Genomic DNA, 18,464 nt, shown 5'->3' with positions numbered 1-18,464 from the left:
TTTTCTTACCGCTTCTTCTTGGCCGTCGCCCACGCGTGCTGGGCCGCCACGTCCGACTTCACCTCGGCGAGCTGGACGGCGACCGCGCTGGGGGCCGTACCGCCGCGGCCGTCGCGGGAGGCGAGGGCACCCGGGACGTTCAGGACGGATCGCACCTCGGGGGTGAGATGGGCGGAGATCTTCGCGAACTGCTCGTCGGTGAGGTCGTTCAGCTCCTTGCCGTCGGCCTCGGCGACCTTGACGCACTCGCCGGCGACCTCGTGGGCGACGCGGAACGGCACGCCCTGCTTGACCAGCCACTCGGCGATGTCCGTGGCGAGCGAGAAGCCGGCCGGGGCCAGTTCCTCCATGCGCTCGCGGTGCACGGTCAGTGTGGCCATCATGCCGGTGAAGGCCGGGAGCAGGACCTCGAGCTGGTCGATGGAGTCGAAGACCGGCTCCTTGTCCTCCTGGAGGTCGCGGTTGTACGCGAGCGGAAGCGCCTTGAGTGTCGCCATCAGGCCCGTCAGGTTGCCGATCAGACGCCCCGACTTGCCGCGCGCCAGCTCGGCGATGTCCGGGTTCTTCTTCTGCGGCATGATCGACGAGCCGGTGGAGAAGGCGTCGTGCAGGGTGACGAAGGAGAACTCCTTCGTGTTCCAGATGATGACCTCCTCGGCGATCCGGGAGAGGTTCACGCCGATCATCGCGGTGATGAAGGCGAACTCCGCCACGAAGTCGCGGGAGGCCGTGCCGTCGATCGAGTTGGCGACGGAGCCGTGTTCGAAGCCGAGGTCCCGTGCCACCGACTCCGGGTCCAGGCCGAGGCTGCTGCCCGCGAGCGCGCCGGAGCCGTACGGCGAGACCGCCGTCCGCTCGTCCCACTGGCGCAGCCGCTCCGCGTCCCGGGACAGGGGCTGGACGTGAGCCAGGACGTGGTGGGCGAAGAGCACCGGCTGGGCGTGCTGGAGGTGCGTACGGCCGGGCATCGCCACGTCCGGGTGCGCCTCCGCGAGGCCGATCAGCGCGTCCTGGAGGTCGGCGATCAGACCGCCGATCGTACGGGCGTGGTCGCGCAGGCACATGCGGAAGAGCGTCGCGACCTGGTCGTTCCGGGAGCGACCCGCGCGCAGCTTGCCGCCGAGGTCGGGGCCGAGGCGCTCCAGCAGCCCGCGTTCCAGGGCCGTGTGCACGTCCTCGTCGGCGATGGTGCCCACGAAGGAGCCGTCCGCCACGTCGGCTTCGAGCTGGTCGAGGCCCGCGAGCATCCGCGTCAGCTCGTCGTCGTCAAGGAGGTTCGCCTTGTGCAGCACGCGCGCGTGGGCACGTGATCCGGCGATGTCGTACGGCGCGAGCCGCCAGTCGAAGTGGACGGACGCGGACAGCTTGGCCAGCGCCTCGGCGGGACCGTCGGCGAAACGGCCGCCCCAGAGCCGGACGTCACCGCTGTTGCTGCTCACTTGCGTTGCTCCTCGGAAGGTCTGGATGTGCCGCCGCCTCCCCACCCGTGAGTGAGGAGGCGGCTGTCAGGCTAGTGCGTTGGGGGTGGACCTCGTCGTACGCGAGCCGCTGTGCGAGCCGTTACGCCAGGTCCCGCTTCGCGGCGATCTTCGACGACAGGCTGTAGATGTCGATGAAGCCCTTGGCGGCGGCCTGGTCGAACGTGTCGCCCGTGTCGTACGTCGCCAGGTCGAAGTCGTAGAGCGAGGTCTCGGAGCGCCGTCCGGTGACGACCGCGCGGCCGCCGTGCAGGGTCATCCGGATGTCGCCGTTGACGTGCTGGTTGGCCTCGTCGATGAAGCCGTCCAGGGCGCGCTTGAGCGGGGAGAACCACTGGCCGTCGTAGACCAGTTCGCCCCAGCGCTGCTCGACCTGCCGCTTGTAGCGGGCGAGTTCACGCTCGACGGTGACGTTCTCCAGCTCCTGGTGGGCCGTGATGAGCGCGATCGCGCCCGGGGCCTCGTACACCTCGCGGGACTTGATGCCCACGAGCCGGTCCTCGACCATGTCGATCCGGCCGATGCCCTGGGCGCCGGCGCGCACGTTGAGCTGCTGGATGGCCTGCAGGACGGTGACGGGCCTGCCGTCGATGGCGACCGGGACGCCCTCCTTGAAGGAGATGACGACCTCGTCGGCCTCGCGGGCCTGGGCCGGGTTCGAGGTGTACTCGTAGATGTCCTCGATCGGCGCGTTCCAGATGTCCTCCAGGAAGCCCGTCTCGACCGCGCGCCCGAAGACGTTCTGGTCGATGGAGTACGGGGACTTCTTGCTGGTGGCGATCGGGAGGTTCTTCTGCTCGCAGAAGGCGATCGCCTTGTCACGGGTCATCGCGTAGTCGCGGACCGGGGCGATGCACTTGAGGTCGGGGGCGAGGGCGACGATGCCGGCCTCGAACCGCACCTGGTCGTTGCCCTTGCCGGTGCAGCCGTGGGCGACCGTCGTGGCGCCGTGCTTGTGGGCGGCGGCGACGAGGTGCTTGACGATGGTCGGCCGGGAAAGGGCCGACACCAGCGGATAGCGGTCCATGTAGAGGGCGTTGGCCTTGATCGCCGGGAGGCAGTACTCCTCGGCGAACTCGTCCTTGGCGTCCGCGACCTCGGCCTCGACGGCACCGCAGGCGAGGGCGCGCTTGCGGATGACGTCCAGGTCCTCGCCGCCCTGACCGACGTCGACCGCGACGGCGATGACCTCGGCGCCCGTCTCCTCGGCGATCCAGCCGATGGCGACGGAGGTGTCCAGACCGCCTGAGTAGGCGAGTACGACGCGCTCGGTCACGGGTTTCTCCTCACACTGCATTCGCTGGTATGCATGAGTATGCAGCACTCCGCATGATTCGTCAATCGCGGTCCCCCTCGAAGGAGCCATGGGGAACCCTGATCGAAAATGTCTGAGGCTGTTTGAACGATGGAACGCGCTTTCTCGTACTTCTCCCCGAACGCAGGCGCCGCGTTTTCGTACACCGAGGTTTTCGTACACAGAGGTCTTAGCCGCCGAGGTCTTCGCAGACCGAGGCGCGACGAGCAACGGACCGCCCGGACGACCACCGGACGGTCCCCCACCCCCGAACCGAGTGAGGCTTCCGCATGTCCAGGGCCCTTCCGAAGTACAACAAGCGCCGCGTCCTGATGATCGGCGGCACCGCCGCGGTGGTGCTCTCCGGAGCCGTGATCGCCGGCAACGCCTTGGCCGGGGAGACGTCCAAGAGCAGCACGAACGCCACCACCAAGGCCGCGACCTCCCCGGGCACGGTGAACTGCCCGGCCGTCGCGCCGAGCCTGCCCGCGATCCCCGCCTCCGCGCAGGCCGAGGTCACCCGCAACCTCACCCTCCTGGACACCCAGATCGCCGAGGCCGACAAGCGGCTCGTCGACACCGTCGGCCAGGGCGGCCCGAACTTCGTCCAGAACGCGATCCTCGGCCCCCTCAAGGACAAGCGGGTGGCGACGATCAACCGCATCGCCACCGCGATCGGCCGCACCGCGGCCAAGCCCACGGGTCTCGACTCGCTCGCGCCCTGCACCCTGAACGCGAACGGCGTGAACACGGGCGGCGCCGCGGCCACCGCGGCCCCGAGCGCGACGGCCACCCAGCAGGCCGGCAACACGGGGAACACCGGAAACACGGGCGCCACGGGCAACACCGGCAGCACCACCGCCGCCGGCACCATCACCTGCCCGGACGTCGCGTCGAAGCTGCCCGCGATCCCCGCCTCCGCGCAGGCCGAGGTCACCCGCAACCTCACGCTCCTGAACACCCAGATCACCGAGGCGAACACCCGACTGGCGAACACCGTCGGCCAGGGCGGCCCGAACTTCGTGCAGAACGCGATCCTCGGCCCCCTCGCGGACAAGCGGAAGTCGACCATCGACCGCATCGCCATCTCCATCGGCCGCACCGCGGCCAAGCCCACGGGTCTGGACTCCCTCGCGACCTGCACGCTCAACAAGTGACGTCTTCCGTGGCCGCTGCTCCCCGTCCGCCGACCGGGGCGCAGCGGCCACGGGGCCGTCCGCCACGTGAACGAATGCGCCGGACGGGTGAATTCCTTAGACAGGCGAACGGTCTTGCCCAATAATCATTAGACATGGGAAAGACTTATGAGCGCATAGACGGCAGGCTGCGTTCGTTCATCGAGGCGCAGCCCCTCTTCTTCACCGCGACCGCACCCCTGTCCGGGGACGGCACGGTCAACCTCTCCCCCAAGGGCCTCACCGGCTCGTTCGTCGTGCTCGACGAACTCACCGTCGCCTACCTGGACTTCGCCGGCAGCAACGCGGAGACGATCGCCCATCTCCGGGAGAACGGCCGGATCACCCTCATGTGGTGCGCCTTCCAGGGCCCGCCGAACATCGTCCGGGTGCACGGCCACGGCGAGCCCGTCTTCCGCGACGACCCCCGCTTCGAGGAACTGCTCACGCACTTCCCCGGCATCGACCCGACCCCGCACGGTCTGCGCGCGATCATCGTCGTGACCGCCGAACTCGTCCGGGACACCTGCGGCTACGCGGTGCCCTTCATGTCGTACGAAGCGGACCGCGACCTGCACGGCAAGCGCTTCGCGCGCGAGGACGACGCCTCGCTGAGCGAGTACTTCACCAAGAAGGACCACGTGGCGACGAGCCTGGACGGCCTGCCCGGGCTGCCGCTCCCGCTGCCTCCCCGTACGGTCTGAGCCATGCGCCTCGCAGCCGCCGCCCTCGCGTCCGCGTCCCTGCTCGTCCTGGCCCCCAGCGATCCCCCCACTCTCCCTGAACAGATGGCGGACACCGGTGGCGGCAGCCAGCTGATCACGGCTCAGGCGCCCCGCGGGGACTCGACGTCGGGCACGCTCACCTGGTGGGACCGGCGGGACGGGCACTGGGTGAAGGCCGGTTCGGCGGCGGCGCGCTTCGGGGCGAAGGGGCTGGTGGAGGGGGGCTCACGCAAGCAGGGGTCGAACACGACACCCACGGGGCTGTACGACCTTCCGTTCGCCTTCGGGATCAAGGCCGCGCCGGACGGCACCGCGGTTCCCTACCGGCGGGTGCGGGAGGAGTCCTGGTGGTGCCAGGACAACGACTCCCGTTCCTACAACCGGTGGACCGAGCCGCGGCCGGCCGACTGCCGAGCGTCCGAGTCCGAGCATCTGATCGCGTACGCGACGCAGTACGCGTACGCGCTGGTCGTGGGGTTCAACTACGAGCGGCCCGTGCGAGGCCGCGGCGCGGGAATCTTCCTGCACGTCAACGGGCGGGCGGCGACCGCTGGTTGCGTGTCGGTGTCGGCGGACGCGATGCGGCGGGTTCTCGGGTGGGTCGATCCTGCGCGGGGGCCGCGGATGTCGATCGGGACGGTGAGTGGGGTAACGGCGATCACGCGGTACTGAGCGCCGTCGGAGCCAGGGTCGTGGGCGTCTGCCGGTCGTCCGTGGCTGGTCGCGCGGTTCCTCGCGCCCCTCAGGGGGCGCCTCCGCCACCGTTGCTCGAGAGACGAACCGTGAACGTCGTCGCCCCCGGACGGCTCTCCAGTCCGACGGTGCCGCCGTGGGCCTCCACCACGGCCGCCACGATGGCCAGCCCGAGGCCCGCGCCACCGCCCGCTCCACCGCTGCGGCGGCGGTCGGCTCTGGTGAAGCGTTCGAAGACGCCGGGCTGGACGTCCTCCGGAACTCCCGGGCCGTCGTCGTGGACCGTCAGGACGGCCGTTTTGGCGTCGGTCTCCAGGGACACCGTGACCTTGGTGCCGACGGGCGTGTGCCAACGGGCGTTGGCCAACAGGTTGGCCAACACCTGTTGGAGCCGGTGGGCGTCGCCCGTCACCGTGACCGGTTCCTCCGGCAGTTCCAGCGTCCAGCGGTGGTCGGGGCCCGCGGCGCGGGCGTCGGTGACCGAGTCGAGGACGAGGTGGGTGAGGTCGACCGGAAGGCGCTCCAGGGGGCGGCCCGCGTCGAGGCGGGCGAGCAGGAGCAGGTCGTCGACCATCTCGCCCATCCGCGCCGACTCGGCGGCGATGCGTTCGAGGGCCCGGGTGACCTTGGGCGGCACCGGGTCCGGGTGCAGCAGCGCCAGCTCGGCGTGGCCGCGGACCGAGGCGACCGGCGTGCGCAGCTCATGGCTGGCGTCGGCCGCGAAGCTGCGCAGCCGTTCCTCGCTCGCGTGCCGCTTGGTCAGGGCGTCCTCGACATGGCCGAGCATCCGGTTGAAGGCACCGGCGAGGCGGCCCACCTCGCTGCGCGGGTCCTGCTCCGGCGCACGCGGCGGCAGCGCCACCTCACCGCTGGCGAGCGGCAGCTCACTGACCCGGGTCGCGGTCGCGGCGACCCGGCTCAGTGGGCGCAGCGACCAGCGCACCCACAGGGCTCCGGCGACTCCGGCGACCACGAGGGCCAGGCCGAAGACACAGCCGGCGACCAGTTCCAGACGGTGCACGGCGGCCGTGACCGGTTCCATCGGCAGCCCGGTGATCAGGACGTCGCCGTCCAGTCCGCGCGCCGCCAGCACGCGGTAGTCGCCGAGTGCCGACAGGCAGACGGTGTGGGCGCGGCCGTCGGTGGGGATGCCGGCCAGGGTCTGCCGGTCGGAGGTGGTCAGGGACACGTTCAGGTCGGTGAGGTTCTGGCCGGAGGGCACGACCGCCGCGTTGGTGACGTCCCGGCCGACCAGCCGCGCGCCGAAGGTGCCGGTGCTCTGCCGCCGGGTGTCGCCGTGCTCGTCGCCGTCATGGTCCGACGGCTTGACGGCGCCGTGCTCCAGGCTCGCGGGGAACCGCACTCCCACATCGTGCAGCTGCTGGTCGAGGCGGCCGGTGAGGAAGCCGTTCAGTTCGTACACCGCGGCCACCCCGACGGCGGCGCAGCTGACGGCGAGCAGCACCAGGAGCCCGGCGGTGAGGCGGGCCCGCATCGTGCGCGCGAGCGGCAGCCGACGTACACACGCCCGCACCCGTGGCCACCGGCGGCGGCTCATCGTCCGGTCACCGGCTTGATCACATACCCGGCGCCCCGCACCGTGTGGATCATGGGCTCGCGGCCCGCGTCCACCTTCTTGCGCAGGTACGAGATGTACAGCTCCACGACATGAGCCTGGCCGCCGAAGTCGTAGGACCAGACGCGGTCGAGGATCTGCGCCTTGCTGAGCACCCGGCGCGGGTTGCGCATCAGGAAGCGCAGCAGTTCGAACTCGGTCGGCGACAACTCGACCAGCTCGCCGCCCCGGGTCACCTCGCGGGCCTCCTCGTCCATCACGAGGTCGCCGACGGTCAGGCGCGGGCCCTCGTCCAGTTGCCGGGCCATGCCCGCGCGGCGCAGCAGGCCGCGCAGCCGGGCGATGACCTCCTCCAGGCTGAACGGCTTGGTCACGTAGTCGTCGCCGCCCGCGGTGATGCCCGCGATGCGGTCCTCGACGGCGTCCCGCGCGGTGAGGAAGAGCACACAGACCTCGGGGTGCACGGTGTGCAGGGTGCGCAGCACGGCGAAGCCGTCGGTGTCCGGGAGCATCACGTCGAGGACGACGGCGTCCGGCATCAGCTCGCGCGCCTCGGTGACGGCCGAGGCCCCGTCGCCCGCCGTCCGGACCTCCCAGCCCTCGTAGCGCAGGGCGCCGGAGAGCACCTCGGCCAGGTCGGGATCGTCGTCGACGACCAGGACGCGTACGGGGGTGCCGTCGGGGCGGGTGAGCGCGGGCAGGCCGGTGCCTCGGGAGCGGGGAGTGTTCATGTCGTCTTCCAGGATCACCCCTCGCCGGAGCCGGCAGCACCCCTCCCGCCTCTGAGTTTCCTCTGAGTGGGCCGCGTGCGCCGCTCTGCGTTTCCTGTGAATCCGCGACGAGAGCGCCCATTCAGAGGCTGCTCAGAAGTTGCCGAAGCACAGTTTCCTCCCGGACAGCCGGAAGGACGGACATATGACCACGGTGTACGAGCGGACAGCGGTCCCTCGCCCGTCACGCGGACGCGGACGACCGCGTCCCTCGCCCGTCGGACCCCTGCTGGCCCTGCTGTGGGCCGGGGCCGGCGCGGTCGTCGCCCTGTGGTGGTACGACACGCGGTCGGTGGTGGGCCTCGCCGGGTGGCTGACGGACGCCGGGCGGATCGCCGGGCTGCTGTGCGGCTACAGCTGCGCGGTGCTCGTGGCGCTGATGGCCCGGGTGCCCCTGCTGGAGCGGCGGATCGGCTCCGACCGGGTGGCCCGCTGGCACGCCATGGCCGGCCGGTACACGGTCAGCCTGCTGGTGGCGCATGTCACGCTGATCCTGTTCGGGTACGCCGCCCAGGACGGGGCGGGCATCGTGCACGAGACGCTCAGCGTGGTGTTCGACTACCCGGACATGCTCAAGGCCACGACCGGCACGCTCATCCTCTTCGCGGTCGGCATCACCTCGGCGCGCGCGGCCCGCCGCAGGATCAGCCACGAGTTCTGGTACTACCTGCACCTACTGACGTACGTGGCCGTGTTCCTCACCTTCTTCCACCAGCTCGCGCTGGGCTCGGACTTCGTCGGCAACTCCGCCGCCCAGGCCGCCTGGTACGTGCTCTACCTGGGCACGGCGGCGCTGGTGGTGTGGTTCCGGCTGCTCGCCCCGGTGCGGCTCAACCTGCGGCACAAGCTGCGCGTGGAGTCCGTGTACCGCGAGGCACCCGGGGTCTTCTCCGTCGTCGTACGCGGGGAGCGGCTGGACGAGCTCGGCGCCGAGGCCGGACAGTTCTTCCGCTGGCGGTTCCTCTCGGACGGGATGCGGTGGACCTCGACGCCGTACTCGCTGTCGGCGCCGCCGCGCCCCGACCGGATGCGGATCACCGTGAAGGCGCTCGGCGACCACAGTGCCGCCGTGGGGCTGCTGCGGCCCGGCACCCGGGTGTGGGCGGAGGGCCCCTACGGCGCGCTGACCGCCGAGCGGCACACCGGACGCAAGGCGCTGCTGATCGCCGGCGGCGTCGGCATCACACCGCTGCGCGCCCTGTTCGAGACGCTGCCCGGCGGGCCCGGCGACGTGACGCTGCTCTACCGGGCGAGCACGGCCGAGGACCTCGCGCTCGGCGCCGAGCTGGAGGCGATAGCGCAGTGGCGCGGGGCGCGCGTCCTGTACGCGGTCAACGGCGCCGACGGGACCCGTCCGCGGTTCACCGCCGATTCCCTGCGGGCCTGCGTGCCCGGTCTCGCCGGGCACGACGTCTATCTGTGCGGTCCGCCCGCCATGGCGCGGGACCTGTACGGGGCGCTGCGCGCGGCCGGGGTCCCCGACCGCCGTATCCACCACGAGTCGTTCGAGCTGTGAGGTCACCGTGCACGCCCTGAAGAAGCACCGTCCGCTGCGCCGGGTGACGCTGGCGGCGGCCACCACCGTCACCGGTTTCGTCCTGCTGCTGTCGCTCAAGCCGCACACGGCGCCGACCGTGGCGCAGGCGTCGTCGTCCGCCGGACAGTCCCAGTCGCCCTCCCGGTCACCGTCGTCGGGAAGTACCTCAGGAAGCTCCTCGGCAGGCTCGTCCGGGAGCACGAGGAGCACCGGCACCAAGACCGTCACCGGTGACACGATCCAGACCCGCTGGGGACCCGTCCAGGTGCGCGTCACGCTGAAGAACGGCAAGATCACCGATGTGACCGCGGTCTCCTATCCCTCGGACAACCCACGGGACCAGGAGATCAACAGTTACGCCCTTCCCCAGCTCAGGAGGGAGGCGCTGGCCGCGCAGAGCGCCCAGATCGACTCCGTCTCGGGGGCCACGTACACCAGCGACGGATACCAGCAGTCCCTCCAATCGGCACTGGACTCGGCAGGCCTCTGAACGCACGGCCGTCGAGCGCCGTATCTCTGGGCCAGGGGCCTCTCCCCAGCCCCGTCCCACGGACGACCACGGAGGAACCGTGTCCACGATCGCCGGTGGCCGCGCCGCGCGGCGCCAGACCTTGCGCCGTATTCGCCCACGACGCTCCCCCGCCGTCCCCCTGCTGCTCGCCGTCGGGGCGGGCGCGGCCGGGGTCATCTGGCTGTGGTGGAGCAACACCCCGTCCATCGCCGACGACAACAGCAAGATCCTCAACGCGGGCCGGATCACCGGACTGCTCGCGGGGTATCTGATGGCGCTGGTGGTCCTGCAGATGGCCCGGGTGCCCGCCCTGGAGCGCCGGGTGGGCTCGGACCGGGTGGCGCGTTGGCACGCCATGAGCGGCCGGTACACGATCTCCCTGGTGCTGGCGCACCTCGTGCTGATCATGTGGGGCTACGCGCTGCAGGCCGGCAAGAGCTTCGGCGACATCGTGCAGCAGACCATCGACTCGATCAACCAGCTGCCCGACATGGGCAAGGCGGCGATCGGCACCGGTCTGCTGTTCCTGATCGGCCTGCTCTCCATGGGCCCGGTGCGCCGCAGGATGGGCTACGACACCTGGTACCACATCCACCTGCTCACCTACGCCGCCGTCTTCCTGACGTTCTGGCACCAGCTGTCGACGGGCAACGAGTTCGCCGTCGAACCGACCGCCAAGACGGTCTGGTACGGGCTGTACGGGTCGGTGACGGCCCTGGTGATCTGGTACCGCATCCTCTCGCCGATCCGGCTGAACCTGAAGCACCGGATGCGGGTCGAGGCCGTGATCGAGGAGACCCCCGGGATCGTCTCGGTACTGATCAGCGGACGCAAGCTGCACCGCATGGGCGCCGAGGCCGGGCAGTTCTTCCGCTGGCGCTTCCTGGCGCCGGGCATGCGGCTCAGCTCGCACCCGTACTCGCTGTCGGCGGCGCCCCGCCCCAACATGCTGCGCATCACGGTGAAGGCGATCGGCGACCACAGCTCGGCGCTGCGCGACCTGCGGCCCGGCACCCGCGTCTGGGCCGAGGGCCCGTACGGGGCGCTCACGGCGGGCAAGCGCAGCCGCGGCAAGGTGCTGCTGGTGGCGGGCGGGGTCGGCATCACTCCGATGCGGGCGCTGTTCGAGACGCTGCCCGGCGCGGCGGGCGACCTGACGCTGCTCTACCGGGCCAACACCACCCAGGACCTGGCCCTGTGGGACGAGCTGGCGGCGATCGCCGAGGAGCGCGGGGCGCGGCTGATGTACGCGGTGAACAGCCCCGAGGGCGAGCGCCCGGACATCTCGGCGGAGACGCTGAGCCGCAAGCTGCCGGACATCGACCGCCACGACGTCTTCATGTGCGGGCCGCCCGGCTTCGCGCAGCAGGTCTACGAAGCACTGCGCGGCGCGGGGGTTCCCGCCCGCCGCATCCATCACGAGTCGTTCGAGATGTGAGCGACGGGAGTCAGGAGCGATGAAGAAGAGCCACCCCTTGCGGCGTGTCGTGCTGGCCGGCGCCGCCACCGTGTCCGGAATCGTCCTGCTGCTGTCGCTGAAGCCCGCCTCCGATCCGGCGTCCGCGTCGGCACAGGGTGCCGCGCCCCAGCAGTCGGTGGCGGGACAGGAGTCGCCCCAGGGCGGCAGCGCGCAGCAGTCGTCCACGGGGGCCAAGACGGTCACCGGCGACGTCGCGCAGACCCAGTACGGGCCCGTTCAGGTCCGTATCACCGTCAGCGGCGGAAAGATCACCAAGTCCGAGGTCGTCCAGATTCCCAGCGGCGGACGCAGCACCGAGGTCAGCAACGCCTCCGTGCCCAAGCTGAACCAGGAGGCCGTCGCCGCGGGCAGCGCGAACATCGACGCGGTGTCGGGTGCCAGCTACACGAGCGCCGGATACAAGAAGTCGCTGCAGTCGGCCCTCGACAAGGCCAAGGCGAGCGGCGGCGGTTCCGCGGGATCGACCGGGTCCGCGGGTGCGGGCTCCTCCGGTTCCGCCGGCTCCTCGTCCCAGGCGCCCGCCGCTCAGGCCAAGACGGTCACCGGAAGCGTCGCCCAGACCCAGTACGGGGCGGTCCAGGTCCGTATCACCGTCAGCGGCGGAAAGATCACCAAGTCCGAGGCCGTGCAGGCGCCCAAGGGCGGGCTGAGCGACCAGAAGACCGCGCTGGCCGTGCCCAAGCTCAACCAGGAGGCGGTCGCGGCCGGGAACGCGAACATCGACGCCGTCTCCGGTGCCACCTACACCAGCACCGGTTACAAGCAGTCCCTGCAGTCGGCCCTGGACAAGGCCGGTGGCTGACCCGGACCAGGAGCCGCCTGCCCTGCGGCACGCGGAAGAAGTCATGGGCACCGTCTTCTCCTTCGACGTGCGTGGCGGCGAACCCGAGGCCGTGCGGACCGCGTTGGAGGAGGCGGTCGCCCAACTCCACCGGGTGGACAAGGTGTTCAGCACCTATCGGGAGGACAGCCAGATCTCGCGCCTCGCGCGCGGTGAGCTGACGGTCGAGGAGTGCGATCCGGAGGTCGCCGAGGTGCTCGGCCTGTGTGCCGAGGCGGAGCGGGTCAGCGACGGCTGGTTCAGCTCGACGTACGAGGGCCGGCTCGACCCGACGGGGATCGTGAAGGGCTGGTCGACCGAGCGCGTGGCCCGTCACCTGGCGGCGGCCGGCGCGACCGGAGTCAGCGTGAACGGCGGCGGCGACGTCCAACTGCTCGGCGCGCCCGGCACGCACCGCCCGTGGCGGGTCGGCGTCTCGGACCCGCTGCGTCCCGGTTCGCTCGCGGCCGTGGTCTCCGCGGCCGGTGTCGACGAACTGTCGGTGGCCACCTCCGGCACCGCCGAGCGCGGCGCGCACATCGTCGACCCCCGCACCGGCCGCTCCGCGGTCACCGACCTGGTCGCCGTGACCGTGGTGGGCCCCCGCCTGACCTGGGTGGACGCCTGGGCGACAGCGGCCTTCGCGATGGGCTCCCGAGAGGGCCTGACCTGGCTGGAGTCCCTCCCCGACATCGAGGCCTTACTGATCACGGCGGGAGACGAGGTGCGGTGCACGGGGGGCCTGGCACAGCGCCTGGGGTGAGTGTCCGTCTTTAGGGGCGCGGGGAACTGCGCGACCAGCCACAACCGGGCCGCACCCAAAACTCAAACACACGGAAGTGGAGGCGCACCCCAACCCGGGGTGCGCCTCCACCGACGTACAGCTCAATGATTGTTCTGAGCCAACCGCAGCAAATGATCGGCCAGAGCCTGCCCACCCGTCGGGTCACGACTGATCAGCAGCAACGTGTCGTCACCCGCGATCGTCCCGAGAATGTCCTGCAGCTCGGCCTGGTCGATGGCGGAGGCGAGGAACTGCGCCGCCCCCGGCGGGGTACGGAGAACCACGAGGTTCGCGGACGCCTCCGCGGAGATCAGCAGCTCCGCCGAGAGCCGCCGCATCCGCTCCTCCTTCGCCGACTCCCCCAGCGGCGCGCGCGGGGTGCGGAAACCGCCCTCGCTCGGCACCGCGTAGATGAGGTCGCCGTCGTTGTTGCGGATCTTCACCGCGTTCAGCTCGTCCAGGTCCCGGGAGAGCGTCGCCTGCGTGACGCTCAGCCCGTCGTCGGCGAGGAGCTTCGCCAACTGGCTCTGGGATCGCACCGGTTGCCGGTTGAGGATGTCCACGATCCGGCGGTGGCGTGCGGTGCGGGTCTGCGGCACGGCAGGCCCGACGTGCTCGTGATCCTGCGCCTGGCTCATCGTCGTCGTCTCATTCTTTGGCTCGTCCGTCCCCGTTGGCTACAGCGTCGAGGACACCGGGAAGGGCCTGGAGGAACGCGTCCACCTCGTCGTCGCTCAGGTTCAGCGGGGGCATCAGCCGTACGACATCGGGGGCGGGCGCGTTGACCAGGAGACCGGCGTCCTGAGCCGCCTGCTGTACCTGGGGCGCGAGCGGCTCGGTGAGCACGATACCCAGGAGCAGGCCCGCACCCCGGACATGGTCGATCAACGGGTTGCCGAGTGACTCGATTCCGCCCCGCAGTTTCTCGCTCGCGGCCTTCACGTTCTCGAGGAGCCCCTCGGACGCGATCGTGTCGAGGACGGCGAGTGCGGCGGCGCAGACGACCGGATTGCCGCCGAAGGTCGAACCGTGGTGTCCGGGCTTCAGCAGCTCGGCGGCCCGGCCGAAGGCGACGGTCGCGCCGAGCGGCAGTCCGCCGCCGAGGCCCTTGGCGAGGGTGACGACGTCCGGCAGGACACCTTCGTGGTCCTGGTAGGCGAACCAGGGTCCGGTGCGGCCGATGCCGGTCTGCACCTCGTCGAGGACGAGGAGGCTGCCGGTGGCGGCGGTGATCGCGCGGGCGGCCTTGAGGTAGCCGGGCGGGGGGACGACCACGCCGTTCTCGCCCTGGATCGGCTCGATGATCACGAGGGCGGTGTCCTCGGTGACCGCCGCGGCCAGCGCCTGCGCGTCCCCGTAGGGCACATGCGTGACGTCACCGGGCAGCGGCAGGAACGGCTCCTGCTTGCCGGGCTGGCCGGTGAGCGCGAGGGCGCCCATGGTGCGGCCGTGGAAGCCGCCGTGGGTGGCCACCATGTGGCCCCGGCCGGTGAGCCGGCCGATCTTGAAGGCGCCCTCGTTGGCCTCGGCGCCCGAGTTGCAGAAGTAGACCCGGCCCTCGCGGCCGAAGAGCTGGAGCAGCCGTTCGGCGAGTGCGACGGGCGGCTCGGCGACGAAGAGGTTGGAGACATGGCCGAGGGAGCCGATCTGCCGACTCACGGCCTCGACGATCGCCGGGTGGGCGTGGCCGAGCGCGTTGACCGCGATACCGCCGACGAAGTCGAGGTACTCCTTGCCGTCGGCGTCCCACAGCCGGGTGCCCTCGCCGCGGACGAGCGGCAGCCGCGGGGTGCCGTAGTTGTCCATGAGCGCGCCCTGCCACCGCTGGGTGAGCTCCGCGTTGGTCCCGGTCATTCGGCGTCCCCCTGTTCATCGGGCCGTGCGTCCGGCACGACCATCGTGCCGATCCCCTCGTCGGTGAAGATCTCCAGCAGGATCGAGTGCTGGACCCGGCCGTCGATGACGCGGGCGGTGGTGACGCCGTTGCGCACGGCGTGCAGACAGCCCTCCATCTTCGGCACCATGCCGCTGGCCAGCTCCGGCAGCAGCTTCTCCAGTTCGGAGGCGGTCAGGCGGCTGATCACCTCGTCGCTGTCGGGCCAGTCCTCGTAGAGGCCCTCGACGTCCGTGAGGACCATGAGGGTTTCGGCGCCCAGTGCCGCAGCGAGAGCCGCAGCCGCCGTATCAGCATTGACGTTGTAGACATGTCCGTCGTCCTGGCTCCGGGCGATCGAGGAGACGACCGGGATCCGGCCGTCGGCGAGCAGTGCCTCGATCGCGCCCGTGTCGATCGCGGTGATCTCGCCCACCCGCCCGATGTCGACCAACTCCCCGTCGATCTCGGGCTGATGCTTGGTGGCGGTGATGGTGTGCGCGTCCTCGCCGGTCATGCCGACGGCGAGCGGTCCGTGCTGGTTGAGCAGTCCGACCAGCTCACGCTGCACCTGACCGGCCAGGACCATGCGTACGACGTCCATGGCGTCCTCGGTGGTGACGCGCAGGCCCGCCTTGAACTCGCTGACGATGCCATGCCGGTCGAGGGCGGCGCTGATCTGCGGGCCGCCGCCGTGCACGACGACGGGCTTGAGGCCGGCCTGCCGCAGAAACACCACGTCCTGGGCGAAGGCGGCCTTCAGCTCCTCGTTCACCATGGCGTTTCCGCCGAACTTGATGACGACCGTCTTGCCGTTGTGGCGGGTCAGCCACGGGAGTGCCTCGATGAGGATCCGGGCCTTGGGCAGTGCGGTGTGTTTCCGCGTCACATTGCTCATGAGGAGTAGGCGCTGTTCTCGTGGACGTAGTCCGCGGTGAGGTCGTTGGTCCAGATCGTGGCGGTCCGGGAGCCCGCGGCGAGGTCCGCGACGATGTGGACCTCGCGGTAGCGCATGTCGACGAGCTCGCGGTCCTCGCCGACGCCGCCGTTCTTGCAGACCCAGACGCCGTTGATGGCGACGTTGAGCTGGTCGGGCTCGAAGGCGGCGCCGGTCGTGCCGATCGCGGACAGTACGCGTCCCCAGTTGGGGTCCTCGCCGTGGATCGCGCACTTGAGGAGGTTGTTGCGGGCGATGGAGCGGCCCACCTCGACGGCGTCGTCCTCGCTCGCGGCGTTCACGACCTCGATCTTGATGTCCTTGCTGGCGCCCTCGGCGTCCCGGATGAGCTGCTGCCCGAGATCGTCGCAGACCGCGCGTACGGCCTCGGCGAACTCCGCGTACTGCGGCGTGATCCCGCTGGCGCCGGAGGCGAGCAACAGCACGGTGTCGTTGGTCGACATGCAGCCGTCGGAGTCGACGCGGTCGAAGGTGGTGCGGGTGGCGGCGCGCAGTGCCCTGTCGAGGGTCTCGGGGTCGAGGTCCGCGTCCGTCGTCAGCACGACGAGCATGGTGGCGAGGCCGGGGGCGAGCATGCCCGCGCCCTTGGCCATGCCGCCGACGGTCCAGCCGTCGCCCGTGTGCACCGAGGTCTTGTGCACGGTGTCGGTGGTCTTGATGGCGATGGCGGCCTTCTCGCCGCCGTGTGCGGAGAGCTGGGCGGCGGCCGACTCGACCCCGGGCAGCAGCTTGTCCATCGGCAGGAGTACGCCGATGAGCCCGGTCGACGCGACGGCGACCTCGCCGGCGTTGACGTCGAGGACCGCGGCGACCTTCTCGGCGGTCGCGTGTGTGTCCTGGAAGCCCTTGGGGCCCGTGCAGGCGTTGGCTCCGCCGGAGTTGAGGATCACGGCGGAGACCTGGCCGCCCTTGAGGACCTGCTCGGACCAGAGGACCGGCGCGGCCTTCACGCGGTTGGAGGTGAAGACGCCCGCGGCGGCGAGGCGGGGCCCGTTGTTGACCACGAGGGCCAGGTCGGGGTTGCCGTTCTCCTTGATGCCTGCTGCGATGCCGGAGGCGGTGAAGCCCTTGGCAGCGGTGACGCTCACGGTGCGACTCCGATCGTGGAAAGACCCGTTTCCTCGGGAAGCCCGAGGGCGATGTTCATGCTCTGCACGGCCCCGCCGGCCGTGCCCTTGGTCAGGTTGTCGATGGCGCTGATCGCGATGATGCGGTGCGTCGCTTCGTCGTACGCGACCTGGACCTGAACGGCGTTGGAACCGTAGACGGACGAGGTGGCGGGCCACTGCCCCTCGGGCAGCAGGTGGACGAAGGGTTCGTCGGCGAACGCCTTCTCGTACGCGGCGCGCAGGGAGTCGCCGGTGACCCCGTCACGCGCCTTCGCGCTGCACGTGGCGAGGATGCCCCGGGGCATCGGCGCGAGCGTGGGTGTGAAGGAGACGGTGACCGGCTCCCCCGCCGCCGCACCGAGGTTCTGGATCATCTCGGGGGTGTGCCGGTGGACGCCACCGACTCCGTACGGGGACATGGAGCCCATGACCTCGCTGCCGAGCAGGTGAGGCTTGGCCGCCTTGCCCGCGCCGGAGGTCCCGGACGCGGCGACGATCACGGCCTCGGGCTCGGCGAGTGCGGCCGCGTACGCCGGGAAGAGGGCGAGGGAGACGGCCGTCGGGTAGCAACCGGGCACCGCGATGCGCTTGGACCCCTCCAGCGCGGCGCGGGCGCCCGGCAGTTCGGGAAGGCCGTAGGGCCAGGTGCCGGCGTGCGCGGAGCCGTAGAACTTCTCCCAGTCCGCCGGGTCCTTGAGCCGGAAGTCGGCGCCCATGTCGACGACGAGGACGTCGGGGCCGAGCTGCTCGGCGACGGCGGCGGACTGCCCGTGGGGCAGCGCGAGGAAGACGACGTCGTGGCCGGCGAGGACGTCCGGGGTGGTCTCCTGGAGGACCCGGTCGGCGAGCGGCAGCAGGTGCGGCTGCAGTGCGCCGAGGCGCTGGCCCGCGTTGGAGTTGCCGGTCAGGGCGCCGATCTCGACCTCGGGGTGCGCCAGGAGCAGACGCAGGGCTTCGCCGCCCGCGTACCCACTCGCTCCCGCCACTGCTGCGCGTACCACCATGGAACCCTCCTCCTAGATGGCATGACTATACGTTTCGCTGCACGTTTATGCAATCCACCCGTGGTGATCCCAGGGCGGGCCCTGTGACCGAGGACTTTAGTTTGCGGACGAGATAGTTAACTTGCGGATCTTGGTCCCATAACGCTGCGTTGCGATCAGTTCCGAAGTATGACCCCGTAGCCGGGCGGCGGGTGCTGTGGTTGGTGAGTGGGCGAGGTAGCGAGGGCGAAGATCCCGTCGGATTCAAGTCACCTGGACCAGCTGATCGCGGAGTACAAGGGGGACGCCGGGCTGCGGGATCGGCTGCGGCTCGGGGACGGCTGGCCGCGTCGGTGGAGTTCGACGTGACGGGTGGGTGTTGGCGAGGTCTGCTGGCCGATCCGGGATATGGCTCACGTGCCGGTGCTGTCGTCCCGGCCGATGCGGGGGTTCACGTGGCGGGCAAAGCAGGGGCATCGCCCCGGGCTCGGGGGGATGGCTGAGATCGTGCTCCGCCGGGACGAGCCCGAGCAGCCGCCTGACGAGCCAGTGATCGCAGCCAACCCGCCGACCAGCAAAAAGAAGACCTCGCGGGTGAAACGGAGGTTGGGCACTTGATCAGGTTGCCTGGGAGAACATCATCAAGCAGTTGACGCCGGCCCCAGCTAGCTGGCATCCACCAGCGTTCGACGATCGCA

17 protein-coding genes are annotated in these 18,464 nt (G+C 70.6%); 8 read left to right on the top strand and 9 right to left on the bottom strand.

Annotated elements, in window-relative coordinates:
• Positions 1-5: 5 nt before the first annotated feature.
• Positions 6-1,439 (bottom strand): argininosuccinate lyase, encoded by a 1,434-nt coding sequence (gene argH / locus AQJ27_RS11340; RefSeq protein WP_067365756.1) that lies wholly within the window; start codon positions 1,437-1,439, stop codon positions 6-8.
• Positions 1,440-1,560: 121 nt separating this feature from the next.
• Complete coding sequence (locus tag AQJ27_RS11335; protein ID WP_067365750.1) at positions 1,561-2,754, bottom strand: argininosuccinate synthase; 1,194 nt, start codon at positions 2,752-2,754, stop codon at positions 1,561-1,563.
• Positions 2,755-3,062: 308 nt separating this feature from the next.
• Between AQJ27_RS11335 and AQJ27_RS11330 the strand changes: the two genes are divergently transcribed.
• From AQJ27_RS11330 to AQJ27_RS11320, 3 genes are all read left to right on the top strand, one after another.
• A complete protein-coding gene (locus AQJ27_RS11330; RefSeq protein ID WP_067365748.1) occupies positions 3,063-3,929 on the top strand; it encodes a hypothetical protein in 867 nt (288 codons plus the stop codon).
• A gap of 134 nt (positions 3,930-4,063) precedes the next feature.
• Positions 4,064-4,651, top strand: a complete 588-nt coding sequence (locus AQJ27_RS11325) for a pyridoxamine 5'-phosphate oxidase family protein (RefSeq protein WP_067365745.1) — start codon at positions 4,064-4,066, stop codon at positions 4,649-4,651.
• 3 nt (positions 4,652-4,654) lie between these two features.
• Complete coding sequence (locus AQJ27_RS11320) at positions 4,655-5,344, top strand: L,D-transpeptidase family protein (protein ID WP_067365741.1); 690 nt, start codon at positions 4,655-4,657, stop codon at positions 5,342-5,344.
• A 70-nt stretch (positions 5,345-5,414) separates the two neighbouring features.
• On the opposite strand, the gene AQJ27_RS11315 is transcribed toward AQJ27_RS11320, so the two are convergent.
• Complete coding sequence (locus AQJ27_RS11315; RefSeq protein WP_067365738.1) at positions 5,415-6,923, bottom strand: sensor histidine kinase; 1,509 nt, start codon at positions 6,921-6,923, stop codon at positions 5,415-5,417.
• Positions 6,920-7,672 carry a response regulator transcription factor gene (locus tag AQJ27_RS11310; protein WP_067366434.1) on the bottom strand — a complete coding sequence of 251 codons (753 nt, stop codon included), beginning with the start codon at positions 7,670-7,672 and terminating at the stop codon, positions 6,920-6,922. The genes AQJ27_RS11315 and AQJ27_RS11310 overlap by 4 nt, the downstream gene beginning before the upstream one ends.
• A 184-nt stretch (positions 7,673-7,856) precedes the next feature.
• On the opposite strand from AQJ27_RS11310, the gene AQJ27_RS11305 reads away from it, so the two are divergent.
• The 5 genes from AQJ27_RS11305 to AQJ27_RS11285 all read left to right on the top strand — a co-directional run bounded on the left by AQJ27_RS11305 (position 7,857) and on the right by AQJ27_RS11285 (position 12,822).
• Positions 7,857-9,227, top strand: a complete 1,371-nt coding sequence (locus tag AQJ27_RS11305) for a ferredoxin reductase family protein (RefSeq protein WP_067365735.1) — start codon at positions 7,857-7,859, stop codon at positions 9,225-9,227.
• A gap of 7 nt (positions 9,228-9,234) precedes the next feature.
• Positions 9,235-9,738: an FMN-binding protein gene (locus AQJ27_RS11300; RefSeq protein WP_067365732.1), complete on the top strand. Its 504-nt coding sequence runs from the start codon at positions 9,235-9,237 to the stop codon at positions 9,736-9,738.
• Positions 9,739-9,817: 79 nt separating this feature from the next.
• A complete protein-coding gene (locus AQJ27_RS11295) occupies positions 9,818-11,197 on the top strand; it encodes a ferredoxin reductase family protein (protein WP_067365728.1) in 1,380 nt (459 codons plus the stop codon).
• Positions 11,198-11,216: 19 nt separating this feature from the next.
• Positions 11,217-12,041 carry an FMN-binding protein gene (locus AQJ27_RS11290; protein WP_079064916.1) on the top strand — a complete coding sequence of 275 codons (825 nt, stop codon included), beginning with the start codon at positions 11,217-11,219 and terminating at the stop codon, positions 12,039-12,041.
• Between the two features lie 43 nt (positions 12,042-12,084).
• Positions 12,085-12,822 (top strand): FAD:protein FMN transferase, encoded by a 738-nt coding sequence (locus AQJ27_RS11285; protein ID WP_067365725.1) that lies wholly within the window; start codon positions 12,085-12,087, stop codon positions 12,820-12,822.
• Between the two features lie 122 nt (positions 12,823-12,944).
• On the opposite strand, the gene AQJ27_RS11280 is transcribed toward AQJ27_RS11285, so the two are convergent.
• The 5 genes from AQJ27_RS11280 to argC are packed head-to-tail and all read right to left on the bottom strand — an operon-like array spanning position 12,945 to position 17,787.
• On the bottom strand, positions 12,945-13,481 hold the full coding sequence (locus AQJ27_RS11280) for an arginine repressor (RefSeq protein WP_067365722.1): 537 nt from the start codon (positions 13,479-13,481) through the stop codon (positions 12,945-12,947).
• Positions 13,482-13,491: 10 nt separating this feature from the next.
• Positions 13,492-14,697 carry an acetylornithine transaminase gene (locus AQJ27_RS11275; RefSeq protein ID WP_067365717.1) on the bottom strand — a complete coding sequence of 402 codons (1,206 nt, stop codon included), beginning with the start codon at positions 14,695-14,697 and terminating at the stop codon, positions 13,492-13,494.
• Positions 14,694-15,614 (bottom strand): acetylglutamate kinase, encoded by a 921-nt coding sequence (gene argB, locus AQJ27_RS11270; protein WP_067365714.1) that lies wholly within the window; start codon positions 15,612-15,614, stop codon positions 14,694-14,696. Before argB ends, AQJ27_RS11275 begins: the two co-directional genes overlap by 4 nt.
• Positions 15,611-16,762: a bifunctional glutamate N-acetyltransferase/amino-acid acetyltransferase ArgJ gene (argJ, locus tag AQJ27_RS11265; RefSeq protein WP_067365711.1), complete on the bottom strand. Its 1,152-nt coding sequence runs from the start codon at positions 16,760-16,762 to the stop codon at positions 15,611-15,613. Before argJ ends, argB begins: the two co-directional genes overlap by 4 nt.
• Positions 16,759-17,787, bottom strand: coding sequence for an N-acetyl-gamma-glutamyl-phosphate reductase (argC, locus tag AQJ27_RS11260; RefSeq protein WP_067365708.1), 1,029 nt, complete (start codon positions 17,785-17,787; stop codon positions 16,759-16,761). The genes argJ and argC overlap by 4 nt, the downstream gene beginning before the upstream one ends.
• Between the last annotated feature and the right edge of the window lie 677 nt (positions 17,788-18,464).

Origin of the sequence: Streptomyces olivochromogenes, assembly GCF_001514115.1 — a bacterium.
GTDB lineage: Bacteria > Actinomycetota > Actinomycetes > Streptomycetales > Streptomycetaceae > Streptomyces > Streptomyces olivochromogenes.
This window is presented reverse-complemented; position numbering and strand designations above follow the sequence as displayed.